The following is a 19431-nucleotide window of genomic DNA, read 5'->3' as shown; positions in this document are numbered from 1 at the left end:
AAATATTAAAAATAAAATTTAAATGGAATATTTAAAGTTCTGCTTTAGCATCAACAACGTTTACTTCAATTCGCGTAATTTTCTTGTCTGGATCAGGATAGATAACATAAAAATAGGATTCTCCACCTGCGGGAATATTTTTATATTTTATATGAACAGTGCTGTTACTGGCAAATACATTACCTGATTCATCATATGCAGTTGCGTTCATTACAACATTAAAAGCGTCGTATTCATTGTTATTCTGCACATAACCATCCAGATATGAATAGTTAGTGCCATTGTACTCGTAGGTGTCCATTGTGCTGTTGTTTAAAACATTTATTGCATCTACTGAAATTTGTTTTTCTCCCCACGTGCTGTTGGATGTGGTATTGATTGCAAATCCAGACATACCTGCTAAAAATACTGCCCCAGTTGCAGCCAGCATTAAAGCGGCAACGAATATAATCGGTATCAAAATTTTTTTATTGAAATTTAATTTTTTAGCCATTTTACTATTCCTTAAGTCTTTAGTAATACTAAAACGTGTGTTGGATTTATAAATTAATATAAGATAGTTTGATAAATAGATTACTGTCGAAATGTTACGCAGGTCACAAAAATGTCAATATTTAATGCAACTCATAAATATGAAACTATAAAGCTGCGCCCTGAAGATGAACTTCTTCTCTGCTGCGCTAGAACAGATGTGAATCCTGAAATTAGGGATAAAGTTTTGTTTTTAATTCAAAAAAAGTTGGATTGGGATTATTTGTTAGACTTGGCATCGAGACACAGGTTACTGCCGCTTTTATATCATAACCTTAATTTGATATGCCCCGAACTGGTTCCTGAAGATATTTTAGGTGAGCTTAAGGATTATTTTAATGTTAATGTCTGTAAAAATTTGATGATGACTGGAGAACTGATTAAGGTTCTTGATCTACTGGAGTCTGAGGGCATAACTGCGATTCCGTATAAGGGGCCTGTTTTGGCTTCAATGGCTTATGGAAATATTGGGTTACGGCAGTTTAATGATATTGATCTATTTATAGATAAATCTGATATTCAAAATATCATAAAATTGCTTACTTCTAATGGATACAAATTATTATTTGGCGCTAAAAATTTAGATGATTTAACATATATAAAAACTCAACGTGAGTGTTTATTTGTTAGTAATAATGGAATTCTTATAGAATTCCATTGGAATAGCCAGGGGCCTCATATTTCAATTAAAAACAGTCAAAATTTATTATATGATCCAAAGGAACTGGTAGAAATAAATATGAACAATCAAAATATTTTAAGCTTTTCTCCAGAGAATTTGCTTTTAATATTGTGTTTACATAATGCTAAACATCATTGGGATTATTTATCTTGGATTTGTGATATTTCAGAGTTAATTCAAACTAGTGATATAAACTGGCCACAGGTTATAGAAAAAGCTGATAAATTGGGCATTAAACGGATTTTATTCATAAATCTTATTTTAGTAAGGAATATATTGGGGCTAAACATTAGTGAAGAAATTTCATATCATATTGTTTCTGATTCAAAAGCAAAGAAACTTTCATTTCAAATTGAAGGAAGGATCTTCAATCAAAAATCAGTAAATATCTTTGAAAAATCACTTTTTGATTTAAGGAAAAGAGAAAATGTATTGTATGCAGTAAATGATTGTATTAAAAGCTTAACAAGCCCGTCATATGCTGATTTTAAAGATATGTTTTTACCTAAATTTTTATTTCCGTTATACTACTTAATTCGCCCTATTTTGTTGTTAAAAAGGTATGGTAAAGGCCCTCTTTAAATATTACCTATTTTTAAGATAATTATGGGGTTATTAACAGATGTATTTTTAAAATTCTTAAGAAATATGTGTTTTTCATTGATAAATATAAAGTAGACATACTTATTTTATTTATTGTAATAAAAAAAGAATATTTATTATTTTTTTTGTAATACAAATCTTTAAATAAAACTATTTACAGTTTATAATTAAGTATTATTCATGAAAATCATATTAATTAGGTATTATTGTATTAATACATAAAGTTTACCAATAATTTAGTTATATCTAATTATTAGCACGTTAAATAGCTTTCAATATTGGAAATATAAAATTTAGATAGTATAAACCAATTTTAAGAGATAAATCTAAAATTATTGAAAGATGAAACAATGAATGACACAGAAAAACCTTCAATAGCAATAATTGGTAGCAGGGGAATACCAAATCGTTATGGAGGATTTGAAAAATTTGCTGAGATAATAAGTACTGAACTAGTAAAAAAAGGTAATAATGTTTATGTAAGCTGTGAATATGCTCCAGACCCAAAAAATTCTGAATATAACGGAGTACATCTTTTTTATTTCCCAATAAAACCACCAAAAATTAATTTATTTAGGATAATCTATGAATTTTTATATGATGGATATTCTTTATTATGGGCAAGTAAAAATGCAGATTATGTGTATATGCTTGGGTACAGTGCTGCAATCTTCTTTTTTATACCTAAATTATTTGGAAAAAGTTTATGGGTAAATCCGGATGGTATAGAATGGAGGAGAAATAAATTTAATTCATTAGTAAAATTTTTACTTAAATTAAGTGAAAAAATCGCAGTTTTCTGGGCAGATGAGTTAATAGCTGATTCTAAAGAAATTAAAAAATATTTAGATAATAGATACAATACTAACTCTATTTATATTTCTTATGGGGCCTCAGAAATCCAAAATGTAAAATGGGACTCAGAAAAACTTTCAGATTGTCTTAAAGGGGTTAAGATTAATCCAAGTTATTACCTGGTTGTAGCAAGATTAGAACCTGAAAATAACATTGATATTATTGTAGAAGGTTATCTTAAGAGTAAAACAGAAAAACCACTTATTGTAGTTGGTAATTTTGCAGATCTCCGATATGAACATGAAATTAATGAAATTTTAAATAGTGCTCCTGAAGATAAGAAAATCATTTTCACTGGTGGTATTTATGACATGGAGTTATTAAACATGCTTAGACAAAACTGCAGTGCTTATATCCATGGACATTCAGTTGGAGGTACAAATCCCTCTCTTTTAGAAGCCATGGTTTCAAAGAACCTGATTATTGCACACGATAATGTGTTTAACCGTGAAGTTTGTGATAAATATTCAGTGTATTTCAATAATTCTAATGAATTAAAGGCTTCTTTTGATTTAGTAGAATCACAGGAATTTAATAATTTAGAATGTAGGGAAGGAGTATTTGATCGGGTGAAAAAAGTTTATTCTTGGGATAAAATTGTTGATCAATACAATGCTTTGATAACATCTGTTACTACTGGAAATGAAGTTAATAGTGAAATGATATTATCTAAAAATTCTAAATGATAATGCCATTAATGAATTTTTTGGCTAATAAATAAAGTTAATTAAATAACAATTTGAATATAATAGGTTAACTGTGAAATATGCGATGAAAGCCGGAGATTCTAGAAGGTTTTTTTTAATTTTATAATTATTTAATTTTAAGTTTAAAAGTAGGGAGTTTAATGGAGTAAAAAAGTTTATTCTATAATTAAGATTAATAAAGTACTTTAATAAGTTTTAAAATAATAAAAATTATAATTTAATGTAATACACATTAATAAAATCAAAAAATTTTATTCTATTCTATAATACCATTTTATCCATTCTACAGTTTTTTTGATTCCTTCTTCTGGTGGAATTTGCGGGTTGTGTTTCAAGTCTTTTATTGCTTTTGTGAAGTCAATGGTTTTTACTTTTGTGGTGAAGTTTTCTGCTTCTTTGTAGGTTACTATGGAGTCGTCGCGTCCGACTGCATTCAAGACCATGTCTGAGTATTCTTTGATGTCGTGTTCCCATTCCTGTTTGCTTCCTACGTTGTAGGCTTCTCCAGATTTGAAATTATCCACAATGTTTGCAAATGTTCTTGCAGTATCTTCAACATAATCAATTATTCTTTTATGACCTTTATAAACAGTATATGGCTTATTAAATAGGGCATGGTATATGAATAAGGGGATAAATCCTTTGTATGGGTGTACTTGTTCGTGTGGTCCGTAACAATTTACAGGCCTCACCCTGACGGTTTCTGTATCAAACATGGTGGCAGAGTTCATGCACATTAATTCTCCAGCCCATTTTGTTATTGCATAGTCATTCATCTGGTACGTGTCTTTTATGGGGTTGTTTTCCATTACATCTTCACTCATGATTCCATTATAATCACCGTAGACTTCGGCTGATGAGAAGAAAATCATCCTAAAACCTAATTCTTCTTGTAACCGTATCATGTGTTTGGTTCCAATTACATTAGTCTCCCAAAGGTTTTCATAATAGCCCTCACCGTTCCAACGACCATATTCAGCGGCTAGATGATAAACATAATCAAATTTATTGTTTTCAAAAACTCTTTCAAGCTGCCTGTAGTTTTTAACATCAGCTCTTATGTAGTCATTTCTATCATTGTGAAGTAAATCAAGTGCTGTTACTTCATGTCCTCTATTTTTTAATTCATTTACTAAGTTTGTGCCTATAAATCCGGCTCCACCTGTTACTAATATTTTTTGAGTTTCCATTAATAACCCTCTGAATGTTTTGAATATGCTAAATTATTAAATACTAGTTAAATAATATTTCTTTTTTATTTATTTAGTTATTACAAGTACTATTTGGTGTAATAACAATATTTTTTAATTAAATTATTGAATATTATATGAATAATATTTATTTTGTGTTCATTTAATCATAATTAATATTATTATTAATAATAATACGATTTATAAGTAATATCTTAATGAAAAGATTTATATCAGTTTACTTTTATAATTAAATATTAATTTCCACGCCGATAGCGATTTTAGTTATATTTCGTTTGTAGAATAACTAATGAATATGGAAGGCATGAAGGTGACTAAAATGAACGTATTAAATGAATATGAAGGGGAAACAGTATTAATTACAGGCGGCGCGGGTTGCGTTGGTAGTAATCTTTCCCGTAAAATTGCAGAGTTAGGTGCAGAAAAAGTAATAATATTGGACAATTTATCATCTGCATATGAATGGAATATTCCACAAAATGATAATATTCAATTTATAAAAGGGGATATTCTGGATGATAATGCATTAAAACGGGTCTTTAAGGAAAAACCAGGCTATGTATTCCATTTAGCTGCCCATTTTGCCAACCAGAATTCTGTGGATAATCCTGAGAAGGATTTAATGGTAAATGGAATCGGAATTTTAAAAGTGTTACAGTATGCTCAACTTATTGGAGTTAAAAGGTTCGTGTATTCTTCTTCTGGATGTGGTGTTTATGGTCTGGACTCTAAAATGCCTTTTGAAGAGCATGATATTTCAATAAGTCTCCATACTCCTTATCAGGTTACTAAATTACTTGGTGAACTTTACACTAATTATTTCCATAATTTATATGATGTTCCTGTTGTTAATGCTCGTTTTTTCAATGTTTTTGGCCCTGGTGAAGTACCTGGAAAATACAGGAATGTAATTCCTAATTTCTTCTACTGGTCTATGACTGGAAATGCACTTCCAATTACTGGAGATGGAAGTGAAACAAGGGACTGGACTTATGTTGAGGATATAGTTGCTGGTTTGCTTGCAATGGGTATAAAAGAAGAAGCAATTGGTGAGGCCATAAATCTTGGATCAGCTAAGGATCATAGGGTTATAGACATGGCGAATACTGTAAATGAACTTACTGGCAATGAAAAAGGTATCAGATATGCTCCACGTAGAAATTGGGATGCAAAAACGAAATTGCTCTCATCAATTGAGAAAGCCGAAAAGTTACTTGACTATAAACCTAGAATGTCATTTAATGATGGGCTAAAAAAGACTTATGAATGGTTTGTAAATAACTGGGATAATATCGAAAGAAGTGCAGAATTCGATTCTAAAGAGCCCAAATATGTAAAATTAAAGCAAATGAGTTCTAATAAAAATATTAACTGTTTAAGGGTTTAAATCACTTAGAAATGACATAATTAAAAATATAAAAAGAATTTTGTTGAAGATTATTTTAAATATAAAATTCTAAATAAGTTGCAGTGATTTGAAAGTTAGTTGATATTATTAAATCAAAATTAGTAAACAGTTATAATATCTTTGTATAGAATTTAATTTCTATTTTTTGAAAATTTTTGGTATAAATATAATAGAGTGATATATAATGAATAGCAAATTTCCATATTGTGATTTATGTCAATCGAAAGAGGTTGAATTTCTTTTCTCAAATGAGGATAGGATGTTCCCTGAAATGGAAGGTTCATTTAATTTACTTAAATGTAAAGAATGTGGTTTAATTTTTGTATATCCCCAACCATCTTTTAATATTTTAACTAATCATTATCCTGATAATTATTCTGTATTTGATGAAGGAAAAATTAAACATTTTAGGAAAGTTTTTACTCTAATTGAAATGTTATATCAATACTGTAATGTTAGATCAGATCAATCAATATTTTTTCGCTTAATAAATTTGTTATTAGTTCCATTTAGTCCTATGTTTAGAACTATAAGTCTTGTTGAGAATGGAAATTTTTTAGATGTTGGTTGTGGTATAGGCTATTTTCCATTGGTAATGAAATATTTAGGAATGAATGCTTATGGTGTTGAACCTGGAAAAATAGATAGAGAACTATCTGAACAATATAATTTAGACATAACTACAGGCACATTATTAGAAGCGAAGTATAACGATAATTTTTTTGATTTGATAACATTAAATCATGTATTAGAACATGTTGATAATCCTTCTGAAATAATGAAAGAATTGCACCGTATTTTAAAACCTAATGGTTTTCTTGTTATAGCTACGCCTATAAGCGATTCTTTAGCATTTAAAATATTTGGGAAGTATTGGGCACAATTAGATTCGCCAAGGCATTTATTTTTATTCTCTACAAGTGTTTTAAAAAAATATTCTGAAAAATATGGTTTTGATATAATTAAAATTAGATATAATTCAACTCCTTCTTTTCAATTTATCAGTTCTATTATATATTTCCTTGAAGATAAAAGAAAAAAAAGATGTAATAGAAGTTTAGTTCAAAATCCTCTTTTAAATTTATTTTTTTTACCTCTTACTTTGGTATTGAATTTGATTAAAAGAGGAGATCAATGTGAATTTGTAATGGTTAAAACGGAGATTTAAAATGAAGAACAAAGCAGATAAATTAAAAATGGTTTGTATTGGTCAGTTACTGTCTGATGGAACTGGAATAGCTGGAGGGGCACGTTTTAAGAACATGATGTCTATATTTGAAAATATTGGTATTGAAATAAATTTAATTTCATTTTCTTTTTTTTCTGATAAATTTTATATTGAACATAAAAAAGATGAATCATTTAAAACAACTGTTGTTCATTTACCTAAAAATTTACCAAAATATTTAAAAGCGTTAGCTATTTTTCCTGTCTTTTATTATGCTTTCAAGGAATCTAAGAATTCGGATTTTATTTTCTCAGATTTTATAACTGAAATAAGTTATATACCTGCAATTATAACTGGTAAAATTAGGAATAAGCCCGTTATTTTGGATTTTATTGATACTAACTTTTTTAAAATAATACCGGATTTTATAAGAAAATATTCTGCAAGAAGTGCCAGTATGATTTTTGCAATTAGTTACTATCTCCATGATTTTGCTAAATATGAATATAAATGTAAGAATGTATCCTATATTCCTAATGGTATAAATACAAATTCTTTTAAAATGGATAAAATATCTCGAGACAAAAAAAGAAAGGAACTCCATATAAGAAAAAATGACATAGTAATTGGATATACTGGTTCTTTTGCTTATTATGAAGGAATACCTATTCTTCTTGAGGCATTTAAAAAGTTAAGTGAGAAATATCCTTCACTTAAATTAGCCATTATGGGAAAAATATATTTTTCAGGAGATAATGATATTGAGAAGTTAGTAAAGACTATGAAATTAAATGATAAAATTATTTTAATTCCTTCAAAGCCATATGAAGAAGTCCCAAAATATCTATCTGCTTTTGACATTCTTTGTTGTTCAAAAATTGATTGTAAAATAAACAGAGTGGCTAATCCTATAAAAGTTGTTGAATATTTATCTATGGAATTGCCTACAGTCTGTTCTGCAGTTGGAGGTATTATTGATACAATTGATGATGGAAATGATGGCTTTCTTGTTACGCCCGGTGATGTTAAATCACTAGAAAAAAAGATAGAATGGATAATTTTAAATTCAGATGAAGCCCATAAAATAGCTCATAATGGCCGGGAAACCGTACTAAATAAATATAGTTATGGTGCGATTGAAAATACAGTTAAAGAAGCACTGAATAAAATGAAAAAAATATAATATTGGTAACAACATGCTTACAGAAAATTATATTAAATTGAATAACTGTGAATTTAAAAAATTTTTTAGGTTTATATTGCTTATACACCTAAGTTTATGGGGTTCATTAGGCTTAGAGTTTATAGGAATTAATATTCCATTTATAAGAGAAATTATTGGGCTTATTTATCTTGTTTTTGTACCGGGAATACTAGTTCTTAGAGTTCTTAAATTACATAACCTTAGTAATATAGAAACAATTTTATATACTGTTGGATTAAGTCTCACTGCGTTAATGTTTACGGGTCTAATTATTAGTATTATATTTCCTCCTTTGGGCATTGAAAAACCACTTTCATTGTTACCATTATTACTGTCTATGAATTTATTTACAATCTCCTTGCTAGTATTAAGTTACTTTATTGGCAATGATTATTCTAAGCCTAATCAAATAGATATTAAAATATCTTTAAAACAGCTATTTTTGATATTGCCTCTCTTTTTAAGCATATTTGGATCATATTTGATAAATTATTACAATAATAACATTGGAACTATGGTTCTAATAATATATATAGCTATAATTATCCTTCTTGTTGGATTTAATAAAATAGGGAAGAATTTATACCCTTTAACAATTTTCATAATTTCTATTTCTTTGTTATTTCAGAACTCATTAGTTTCTAATTATATTGCAGGTTATGATATTCAAAGAGAATATTTTGTAGCTACTTCTATAATTAATAATTTCAGATGGGAATCAACATTATTTCCTTCTAACTGGACCTTTTTTAGTGCGGGAACTACAATCTTAAGTATTACTACATTGCCATCATATTTTTATCATGTTTGCGGTATAAATTTAGTATGGATATTTAAAGTAATTTATCCATTATTCTTTTCTTTGGTTCCTCTTGGATTATTTAAACTATTTAAAAGGGAAATCAATAGCAAAATTGCATTTTTTTCATGCATTTATTTTGTAACATCTTATAGTTTCTTTTATAACATGCTCCAGTTAATGAGGGAGATAATAGGTGAAATTTTTCTCGTTGCAATTATCTTATTATTATTAGATACAAAAATAGATAAAAAAAGTAAAAGCGTATTATTAGTGCTGTTTATTTTTTCTTTGACAGTTTCACATTATGGTTTAGCATACATTTTTCTAGCTATATTTATTGGAGTTTACTTTCTACAGTATTTGATAAATAAATACCGAAAACAGAGTAATAATGATAATATTACGTTTAATATTTTGATTTTGTTTTTAACTTGTGTATTGGCATGGTATCTATATACTGCCAATTCTTCAGTCTTTATTTCAATTGTAAAAATTTTTGATAATATAGGTCAATCATTCATAGCGGACTTTTTAGATCCAAGTTCTACTCAAGGTTTAGGTATAATTGTGACTAAAAATACTCCTTTAAATACTATAACAAAATATCTATATATTATTACACAATTTTTAATAGTAATTGGTATTATGGGTTACATATTAAAATTTGGTGAAACAGTTAAAAGACTAAAAGTGCAAAAGAATTTTATTCTTTTTGCTATAGCTAATTTGATAATTTGTATAATATCAATAATAGTACCTAATTTTTCTAATCAGTTGGATACTGTAAGAATATTTCAGATTACTCTTATAGTTTTATCACCTTTTATGGTTATTGGGTTTCTATTAATTTTAGAATATTTCCCTAAATTAATTATTTTCAATAAAAAATGGAGTATTCGTGGAAAATTTAATATTATTTCAATATTTTTTATAGTATTCTTACTTTTTAATACTGGAATTATTCAGGAAGTGTTTAAAGAACCTTATAAACCAACAATGGCCTTTACAAGTGTGAATGATCCACCTGTGTTCAATGAAATAGAAGTTACAAGTGCAGGATGGTTGAGTAAATATAGAAATGATAGTTATGTTTATTCTGACTCTAATGGATTTGCACTTTTAGGTGGATTAACTGGTATTAATTCACGAAGTTTGAGATATAATTTGATAACAAATACCTTTCAGGATATAAAGAATGGTTCATATATATACTTAAGACCTACTAATATCAATGGGGAGCTAAATGTTCCACAAGATATTGAAGGTGCTACTACTGAAGGATATATCAGCATAAATTCGTTAATGCCCATAGTTAAAGAAAAAAATAAAATTTATGATGATGGTTCTAATATTTTAGAATAAATCGTTGATTTATATAAATAATAAGGGTAATCCAATGTTAAACAAGAAAAAAATCTGCTTTTTAGCTCCAACAGCTTATTCACTCCTAAAGGGGAAAGCATCAAAAAATATAATAGGGCCTGATGTTGACCAATTTACTTTGGCAAAAGAATTACTTAATCACGGGCATAAAATTACTTTCATTACTTTTTATGAAGAAGGACCTAAAGAAGAGTTTGTAGGTCAAATAAGGATAATAAAGACGTATAAACCTAACTCACAAATTAATATATTCTCGAAAATGAAATGTATTTGGAAAGCATTGAAGAAATCTGATTCCGATATTTATTTCCATTATGGAGATTCTTTAGGAATTATATCCTTATTTTCATATTTAATGAAGAAAAAAAGTATTTATCGAATAGGTTCTGATGCTTTAGTTAATAGGAACATAATTAATAAAAAAATTGCTGAATTTGAGAAATCAAAGTTAAGTTTTAAATCTATTGGAAACTGGCTAGATATAAAATTAGCAGATATTATTATTTTACAAAATGGATATCAGTATAAAGAACTCTTAAAAAATTATAAAAAAAAAGGGATAATAATTAAAAATCATATAAAAATTAAAAATAATACTTTGGAAAATAAATCTAAAAATCAGGTCATTTTATGGGTAGGTTCAATTACTGAAGTTAAACAACCTGAGTTGTTCATTGAACTGGCTAAAATGATGCCTAAAGTTAAATTTCAGATGATAGGTGGTCATCAAGATAATATTATTTTTTATAATAAATTAAAAGAAGATTCTAAAAAATTAGATAATTTTGAATTTTTGGGTGTTGTCCCTTTTGATGAAATAGATCATTACTTTAATAATGCAACAATCTTAGTAAATACTTCAATGTTTGAAGGTTTCCCAAATTCGTTTATTCAAGCATGGATGAATTATATGCCTGTAGTGAGCCTTAATGCTAATCCCGATAGAATAATTACTAAATATAAAATGGGATTTCATTCAAAAGATTTAACACGACTAAAAGAAGATTTAGAAGTTTTATTAAATAGTGATACTTTAAGAATTGAAATGGGTACAAACGGAAGAAGATATATTGAAGATGAACATGATTTTGATAAAATAATCTTAGAGTATGTAAATATATTTTAAAGTAGGAATTTAAATGGCAATTAATAATATTTTCAAGAATTTTAGCTCTTTATTTGTTTCTAATGTTATAATTAATATATTGTCTTTTTTATATACTCTATTATTAGCTAGATATTTAGGTGTAGGTGGATTTGGAATTCTTTCATTAGCTATTGCTCTTGGAGGTATTTTTGGAATAATTACTGATTTGGGATTTAGTGGGTTAATGACTAGAGAAGTATCTAGAAATAAATCATTAGCAACTGAATATCTGTCTAATATATTGTGTATAAGATTTGTATTAGCAGTTTTAACCTTTATTATTGCAATTATTAGTTTAAATCTCATGGACTATTCTTATCAGACAAAGTTAGTTGTTTATTTGATTACATTATCATCAATAGTATCTGCTATAATGTCCACATACTCTTCAATTTTCCAATCACATGAAAAAATGGAATATCAAGCTTTTGGGCAAACTTTAAATGTTGTTTTGATATTTATAGGAATTTTGATAGCAATTAATCTAAAATTTAATGTTACAATAATTGCATTAATTTATTTATTGTCTAGTTTAATAATTCTATTTTTGAATATAATTATGAGCAAAATATATTTAGATGTTGGAATAAATAAAATCAATAAAAAATTCTGGAAACCCACTATTAGGGCAGCTATACCTTTTTCATTATCTTTAATATTTGCAACGGTTTATTTCAGAGTTGATGTAATCATATTGTCCTTATTGCAAGGAGAAGTTTCAGTAGGTATTTACACTGCTTCTTATAATTTATTAGCTGCATTAATATTTATTCCTATGATTTTTACAACTACTGTGCTTCCTTTATTCTCTAAATTACATATTGAATCACAAGAATCGCTCAAAACTTCTTATGAGAAAACTTTTAAATATTTATTGATTATAGCTATACCTATTGCAATTATAGCTACTTTTTATGCTAATAACATAATATTATTGATTTATGGATTAGACTTTAAGCAATCTATATTATCTTTACAAATATTAATATGGACGGTTCCTTTTATTTTTGCTACTTATTTATTCAGAACTTTACTTATTTCAATAAATAAACAAAATCTACTATTTAAAATTATTTTAATATGTTTGATTCTTAACATATTATTTAATTTAATTTTGATACCTTTTTATGGTTATTTAGGATCTTCTGTAGTTAATGTATTAACTGAATTTATTTTTTTCAGTATTTGTTTCCGTTATATAAGCAAATATCTTCATAAAGTTCCATTGTTAATTATATTTAGGATATTGTTGTCGGGAATTGCAATGTTAATATTAATTTATCTATTAAATTCATTAAACATTTTTATTGCTCTTTTAGGATCAATTATAGCATACATAATTTCGTTATTTTATTTAAGAATATTTTCAAAAGAAGAATTAAAAACAATTATAGTAACAGAAATAAATGGTGAATAAATGAAAAATAAAAAAAGTGATAAAATTTTAATACCTGCTATAGGGCCTTGGCTAGATAAAGGGCAGTCAGCAATGTTGATTTCTATGATAAATGCTTTAATGAATGAATTTCATAATCCGGAATTTGTGATAGTTGCATCAAGTTTTTTAATGGATGAAATAGACAAAGTTCAATATAGTAAATATGATGTTGAAGTACTTCCAGGTATCTTTTTTGAGTATCATTTATTTTTATTAAAAATTAGTTCCATTAAAGTTAAATTATTTAGAATATTATTGGCATTTTTATCTCTCTCATCTTTGATAATTTTAAACACATTGTGGCTTATAATTTACAAGTATTTACACATAGATGCTAAATTTCTTCTTTTAAATAATAAAGATATAGTGAATGAATATAAAGAAGCGGATTATATAATACTCTGTGGAGGACAAAATATAATCCATACGGTACATTTACCCATTGAAATTCTTTATGAAATGTTCTTTGGAATAATGCTTAATAAACCAATAATGTTATATGCACAATCTATTGGACCATTTAATCATAAATATGGATTAATATTTATAAAATGGATATTAAACCGAGTTAACTTAATTACAACTCGTGAAGAAACTTCAAAAAAACTTTTAGAAAATATGAGGATATCTTCTCCAGTATATTTAACAGCAGACGCTGCATTTATATTACCCTCAATATCAAATGAAGATGCAAAATCTATACTAAAAAAAGATACCAATTTACCTGAAAATAAAATATGGGTTGGCATTACAGCTATTCCCTGGAATTTTCCGAGCGAAAAAGATATAGCTAGAAAAAAAGAACTAAATGAAAATTATGTAAATGTATTATCTAAAATTTCGGACTATATCATAGAAAAATTTGATGCAAATGTTGTTTTTTTCCCACAAGTAATTGTACCTATAGTAAAAGATGACAGAATTGTGTCTAAAAAAATATTTAAAAGGATCAAAAATAAAGATAGGGTAAAAGTGCTTACAGAGGATTATACTCCTGAAGAATTGAAAGGGATGTATGGAAATATGGCTTTTTTAATAGGTACACGTTTCCATTCGTGTATACTTTCTCTTTCTATGAATGTACCAACAATTGCAATTGAATACGATGGACATAAAGCATTTGGTATTATGAAATTAATAGAGTTGGATAAGTATGTACTTAAAATTGAAACGTTAAATTTAGAAGAACTTAAATTTAAGGTTAATGAACTTTCTAGCGAAAGAAATAATCTTGATAAAAAAATTAAAAAAAATATAAAGATAATGCAAAATGAGAGTAAAAGGAATGTTTTGTTGGCTAAAGAATATTTATGAATTAGATTTATTCTTGTAGTTAATAACAGTATCTAATATAAAGTTATATGATTTATTGTATATTATCAATAATTTCCATAAATAACTTTTAGATGCCATTAACGCACGTAAATATAATGAAACTTGGAATATATAATCTGTTAGCTTGGGTTTGGTAAAATCATAATTATAATCCGGTATTCTTTTATTAAGCACTGTAAATATTAGGAAACACGCTCTTATACTTTTTTTAAAATAAAAATAATATTGAAGGTGTGAAATATCTTTACAATCTGTTTTGAATATTGTTAGTTCATTAGCTAACTGCATTTTATTTAAAATATCTTTTCCAATGTCATTTCTAACAATAATTCCAGATTTTCCAATATTATTATCTAGTATGACTTTTTTACCTCTATAATCTCCAAAAGAAATATCAGCTAATTCAGCACTAGCATCACAGCAAACTTTACATCGAGATGATATAAAAGATGAAAAGTCATCATTCCAATATTCTTCTTGAGATATGAATATTTCTTTTCCATTTTTAAGTTTTAGGGACATGCCTCCAGGCCATCCTTTTCCTCTATAACTAAGCTGAACTACTTCTTCTTTATGAATTCCATATTTTTTTAAAATAAATTCTGTTCCCAAAAAGTTACAGGTTACACTACACCAAATTCCTAGGTGTATTATAATCTTTTTTTCTAATTTTTTATAAATTAATTCTGCCTTTCTAACTCCATGTATATGGCAAGGTAAACCAACAACTGCAAATTTTTCTTCTTCATCTGATTTTAGAATCTCTTTTAAAGCAATATTTGCCGGAACTGGACAATATTTTGATTTAGAACCTTTTATTATTTCTTCTTTTGTTCGGGCAATAAAACATTCCGGTTCAAGAGGATTATCTTCATTCATTTTGGTAATTAAAGCTCCATTTATTATTTCATTTTCTAAAGCAAAAATTAAAATTTGTGTTATAAGGCCTCCTGATGCGCAATCGTATCCTAATTCATAATTTGTTGTATGTCCTGCGTAACATTCAATATAATTCCCAATAAGACTATTTTCTGATTTTTTACCAAATATTTTTAAATTAAGTTCTTTAAAGTTAACCTCATGACCTGGACATATTCTAAAACATATAGAACAATTATTACATTTTTTTTCATTTATTTTGGGAATATAAATTCCTTTATGGGGTTCCTTTGTAAGTACAATGGCTTCAACGGGGCATAATGATATGCAAGTTCCACATCCTGTACATAAATTATCTTTAACAACTTGATAAATTGTATTATTGCTCATTTTATCACACAATTTGAAAATTAAAGATTTTGTAGATAATAATTTATTTACAGAACTACTAAAGGTCTAATGAAATTTTCTCCATTATTCCAAACAACTGTTACAGTATGCCATCCTTTTGGAATAACTGCATTGTAACCTGGCATGGGATAATCTGTTTTAGCAGTTTTAATTATAGTAGTACCATTAGATAAAGTGATAGTTGCATTAATATCATATCCTGATCTTTTAAGAGACATGTTTTGGGGAAAATAAACATTAACTGTCCTTTTTGAACCAGGCCCATTAGCATAAACAAGATTTACTGCATTTGCAATGCTATTTATAGTATTACTGGTGGCAGACACATCAGAAATATCATTAGCCGAATCTATAGATGGTCCAATCAAATAGGTAATCATAGCCCCAAAAACAACAAAAATTACGACCAGCAGTAATAGATATTCTACTGATAACTGCCCCTTACTATCCATTCCTCGTTTAAACATAAGTCTCAATACTTATCTTATTTTCACGTTTATATAAATATTGTCATTATTATATTAAACAAATTTTCACTGTTTACATGGATTGCATAATTAATAGCCTAATAATATTAAATAGAAACATATTCTCGCGTTAAATAATATTACTAATTATTTTGCCATGATTTAAATTTTTTAACAGAATTATTCTAAATTACTTTTCCTGTTTTTAAACCAAACCGAAACAAAATAAACAACCACGGCAAGCCCCACTGCAAGCAGCGTGATATGCCAGTCATCATCGGGTATAACATTAAGAGTCCATGAAGCCCATGAAAATGGGAACAACAGTGCCATACCACCACTTAAATTAGTTAAGAGCAGATCAAGCGCGTAATGAGTTGCAACTCCGAGTACTAAAAGCGACAGGACTAATTTTTTGTTATCCTTAAAAAAGAGTGTGAATATGGAAGCAATGATTAACGAGCCTACCGGAAGGTGCATGGGCATTAAAAAGTTCTCGGCTTTTATGCCCATAAGCCCAAGGGGTATCACTATCTTAAACGTATCTGGAATCAGAGCCCCTACCATGCACACAACAGTATAAGCTGGATTAATCTGCTTGTACTTAAAGCTCAGGATTGTGCACAGCATCCATGCAGCCAGTAAATGTGTTATCCAGTCAGGCATTTAGCGCCTCCGAATAAGTTCAAATGTTTTAAAGTTAAACTTCCAGTACCAGAAAAATATGAAAATAAAGACAATTATAGCAAGGGCAGACCTGAATATTATAAATTCATAGCCTCCTTTTGTTTCCACGTATATTTTGGTACTTTTAATAGTATAATTTGGCCCTAGAATTCCAAGAAGCTGCACGGTGTCATCAGGCTGGACATGTTCGCTCGAAATCACATTGTATACTATGTCCATGTTATTACCGTCGCGAAGGTAAAAACCGTTGCTGTTTGGCTTAACTACAGTCCCATCAATGAATACTTGAGACCCTTCAGGATAATATGATTCAATAGCAGCTGTAGATGGGTATTTTGAGTTAAATTCATGATAGTCATGGTAATAAATGCATAAACTCAATAAAATTAGCATTAATACTGATCCTGCTGTGATTCGTTTAAGATCCATAACTACTAATTAATTTTCATGTTTAATAGGTATTACTGTTTTAACAGATGTGTATAAAAATTATTTTGGCGAATAGTTACTTCAAAAAAAGTTCTTTATGCATTTGGTGGCTTTCAAAATTTTTCATTTTTTCACGGTTTCAAGATCTATAGGTTTACAAACTATCAAAAATTTACTATTTTTGATGACACAAAAACAAGGTTTTTGTAAGCTATCAAAAATTTAATATTTTTGATGCATTGAAAATTTACAATTTTCACTTACTGTCAAAAATCTATGATTTTTGACGTGTAAAATCTGTAGATTTTACAAGTTCGCTATACTTCAATATAACGAAATAAATATCCCCTTTTCAAAACTAAATATCCAAATTAGATCTATTGAAAAATTGCCATAAATAGAGGACTACATATACACTGGATGGGTCATTTATGTATATTTTTAGGAATTAATCGTGTAATATGAATTAATATGAAATAATGATTAAGTTTGGGATAGTTAATTAAGAAATAGTATGTGTTGAATAGTATATTGATTTGTTCTTGAAATGAAAATAAAAAATAGTAAAATTAAATAAAATTCTTTTGTTATTTAATTTTCACGCTGAAACTTTCTTCTCTCTCTAATTTTGGAGCTTCGACAGTTAAAACACCGTGTTCAAAAGTAGCTTCTGCTTCATTAGGTATCACCTTTTTAGGGAACCTTACAGTTCTCCTCATGACACCTGATTTTCTATCATGGAGTGTTATATAATTTCCATGTTCCACTTCAAGTTCAATATTGAAGTCTGCTTTAACTTTTAATTTTGTTTCAGTCAGGTTTAATTCGATATCTTCTTTATTGATGCCCGGCAGGTCCACATGTACAATTACACTTTCGTCAGTTTCGATTATATCCTTCCCGGGGACGAATGTGTAATCAACAACTGACCTTTCAAGGTCCTGCTTCATACTGTCGATTGTTCGGGATGTGTCTTCAAGCATTCTTTCAATTAAACCTTTCCTATCTAAAATAGTCCTTTTTCTATATCTTCTATCATGCATTTTATCGGCCTCATTTTTTGAGTCAGTATTATATTTGGTTTGTAAACTATAAAATACTTACTTCTAGATGGATAATAGAAAAATTTGATTTAACGGTTTAACTTTTCAAGATATCTTTAAATTTAAATGTGATGAATTTATACTAAATATCTTAAATTTAGGGTTTTTTTATTAAATATTATGGCGCTTTTATTAATAATATGATTATTTAAACATTTAATGAATTTAATTTGTTTTTATATGTTTAATAAATATCTTATTTATTATTTAACACGTTAAATTTCATTTTTATGTTTCCAATTACGATTTAATCTCCAAAAAGAACAAAAATTAAATAATAATAATTTAATATTAATAAATATGAAATATTATATCAGACGTTTTAATTTAATTAAAGATCAATTTTCAGTTATAACTAGGGATTTAATTATTAATCTCATCGCTTCTTCTAAATTAACACCCTGCTTTATTAGAACGTTTATTTACAATTTATGGGGTATGGAGATAAATACTAAGGGCATATCTCCAGGAGTATTTATGGGAAGTTCTAAAGTATCAATAGGTTATGAAACATTTGTTAATTATAATTGTTTTTTTGATGCATTTTTTCCAATTATAATTGGTAATAGCTGTTTAATAGCAATGGAAGTTATGTTTTGTACATCTACACATAATTTGGATAATAACGGAAAGTTTAAAGAAGCAACAGGAATGCCTATAAATGTAGGGGATAATTGTTGGATCGGAGCCAGAACTACAATATTACCTGGAGTTACAATAGGTAATGGATGTATTATTGCTGCAGGATCATTAGTTAATAAAGATTGCGATGCAAATTGTTTATATGCGGGAATACCTGCAAGAAAGATTAAGAAATTGGATAAGTATGCGTTTAATTCCATTAAATCAGTTAGCTGATTTTCAGTATTTATTACTTAGTTTGTTAATTAGTTTAATAAAATTTCGATAAATATTACTCAAAAACAATAAAGTAAGATAAACTTAAATTCATAGAGTAATTTTTCATATTACTAATTTAAA

Annotated in this window: 17 protein-coding genes; 10 read left to right on the top strand and 7 right to left on the bottom strand. The window is 27.6% G+C overall.

What is annotated here, in order from left to right:
* Positions 1–31: 31 nt before the first annotated feature.
* Positions 32–493 carry an FxLYD domain-containing protein gene (locus EJ01_RS16185; RefSeq protein ID WP_157197660.1) on the bottom strand — a complete coding sequence of 154 codons (462 nt, stop codon included), beginning with the start codon at positions 491–493 and terminating at the stop codon, positions 32–34.
* 111 nt (positions 494–604) lie between these two features.
* On the opposite strand from EJ01_RS16185, the gene EJ01_RS16180 reads away from it, so the two are divergent.
* Positions 605–1795, top strand: coding sequence for a nucleotidyltransferase domain-containing protein (locus EJ01_RS16180; protein WP_048082734.1), 1191 nt, complete (start codon positions 605–607; stop codon positions 1793–1795).
* Between the two features lie 371 nt (positions 1796–2166).
* A complete protein-coding gene (locus EJ01_RS16175; RefSeq protein WP_052379780.1) occupies positions 2167–3357 on the top strand; it encodes a DUF1972 domain-containing protein in 1191 nt (396 codons plus the stop codon).
* A 272-nt stretch (positions 3358–3629) separates the two neighbouring features.
* Here EJ01_RS16175 and EJ01_RS16170 read toward each other — a convergent pair whose 3' ends face one another.
* Positions 3630–4568 (bottom strand): NAD-dependent epimerase/dehydratase family protein, encoded by a 939-nt coding sequence (locus EJ01_RS16170; RefSeq protein WP_048082733.1) that lies wholly within the window; start codon positions 4566–4568, stop codon positions 3630–3632.
* Between the two features lie 340 nt (positions 4569–4908).
* Here EJ01_RS16170 and EJ01_RS16165 point away from each other — a divergent pair, with 340 nt between their 5' ends.
* From EJ01_RS16165 to EJ01_RS16135, 7 genes are all read left to right on the top strand, one after another.
* Positions 4909–5976, top strand: a complete 1068-nt coding sequence (locus EJ01_RS16165) for an NAD-dependent epimerase/dehydratase family protein (protein WP_084689258.1) — start codon at positions 4909–4911, stop codon at positions 5974–5976.
* A 205-nt stretch (positions 5977–6181) separates the two neighbouring features.
* Positions 6182–7165, top strand: coding sequence for a class I SAM-dependent methyltransferase (locus tag EJ01_RS16160; protein ID WP_048082732.1), 984 nt, complete (start codon positions 6182–6184; stop codon positions 7163–7165).
* Position 7166: 1 nt separating this feature from the next.
* A complete protein-coding gene (locus tag EJ01_RS16155) occupies positions 7167–8348 on the top strand; it encodes a glycosyltransferase family 4 protein (RefSeq protein ID WP_048082731.1) in 1182 nt (393 codons plus the stop codon).
* Positions 8349–8361: 13 nt separating this feature from the next.
* Positions 8362–10533 (top strand): DUF2206 domain-containing protein, encoded by a 2172-nt coding sequence (locus EJ01_RS16150; protein ID WP_048082730.1) that lies wholly within the window; start codon positions 8362–8364, stop codon positions 10531–10533.
* 34 nt (positions 10534–10567) lie between these two features.
* Complete coding sequence (locus tag EJ01_RS16145; RefSeq protein ID WP_048192906.1) at positions 10568–11680, top strand: glycosyltransferase family 4 protein; 1113 nt, start codon at positions 10568–10570, stop codon at positions 11678–11680.
* A 13-nt stretch (positions 11681–11693) separates the two neighbouring features.
* A complete protein-coding gene (locus tag EJ01_RS16140; RefSeq protein ID WP_048082727.1) occupies positions 11694–13118 on the top strand; it encodes a flippase in 1425 nt (474 codons plus the stop codon).
* A complete protein-coding gene (locus tag EJ01_RS16135) occupies positions 13119–14453 on the top strand; it encodes a polysaccharide pyruvyl transferase family protein (protein WP_048082726.1) in 1335 nt (444 codons plus the stop codon). It begins immediately after the preceding gene.
* Here the strand turns inward: EJ01_RS16135 and EJ01_RS16130 are convergent.
* From EJ01_RS16130 to EJ01_RS16110, 5 genes are all read right to left on the bottom strand, one after another.
* Positions 14448–15743, bottom strand: a complete 1296-nt coding sequence (locus tag EJ01_RS16130; protein WP_052376292.1) for a Coenzyme F420 hydrogenase/dehydrogenase, beta subunit C-terminal domain — start codon at positions 15741–15743, stop codon at positions 14448–14450. The two genes, EJ01_RS16135 and EJ01_RS16130, sit on opposite strands and share 6 nt — an antisense overlap.
* 47 nt (positions 15744–15790) lie before the next feature.
* The gene (locus EJ01_RS16125) at positions 15791–16216 is read right to left on the bottom strand and encodes a hypothetical protein (RefSeq protein WP_048082795.1); all 426 of its coding nucleotides are present in this window, start codon (positions 16214–16216) and stop codon (positions 15791–15793) included.
* Between the two features lie 195 nt (positions 16217–16411).
* Positions 16412–16897: a metal-dependent hydrolase gene (locus EJ01_RS16120; RefSeq protein ID WP_048082725.1), complete on the bottom strand. Its 486-nt coding sequence runs from the start codon at positions 16895–16897 to the stop codon at positions 16412–16414.
* Positions 16898–17347 carry a hypothetical protein gene (locus EJ01_RS16115; RefSeq protein WP_157197659.1) on the bottom strand — a complete coding sequence of 150 codons (450 nt, stop codon included), beginning with the start codon at positions 17345–17347 and terminating at the stop codon, positions 16898–16900.
* A gap of 587 nt (positions 17348–17934) precedes the next feature.
* On the bottom strand, positions 17935–18390 hold the full coding sequence (locus tag EJ01_RS16110) for an Hsp20/alpha crystallin family protein (protein WP_048082723.1): 456 nt from the start codon (positions 18388–18390) through the stop codon (positions 17935–17937).
* A 498-nt stretch (positions 18391–18888) separates the two neighbouring features.
* On the opposite strand from EJ01_RS16110, the gene EJ01_RS16105 reads away from it, so the two are divergent.
* Entirely contained in the window at positions 18889–19308 is a 420-nt protein-coding gene (locus EJ01_RS16105) for an acyltransferase (RefSeq protein WP_048192905.1), read from the top strand.
* The last annotated feature ends 123 nt before the right edge of the window (positions 19309–19431 follow it).

Source organism: Methanobacterium veterum (genome assembly GCF_000745485.1).
In the GTDB taxonomy this organism is placed as follows: Archaea; Methanobacteriota; Methanobacteria; order Methanobacteriales; family Methanobacteriaceae; genus Methanobacterium_D; species Methanobacterium_D veterum.
The sequence above is the reverse complement of the archived record's forward strand: the minus strand, read 5'-3'. Positions and strand labels throughout refer to the sequence as shown.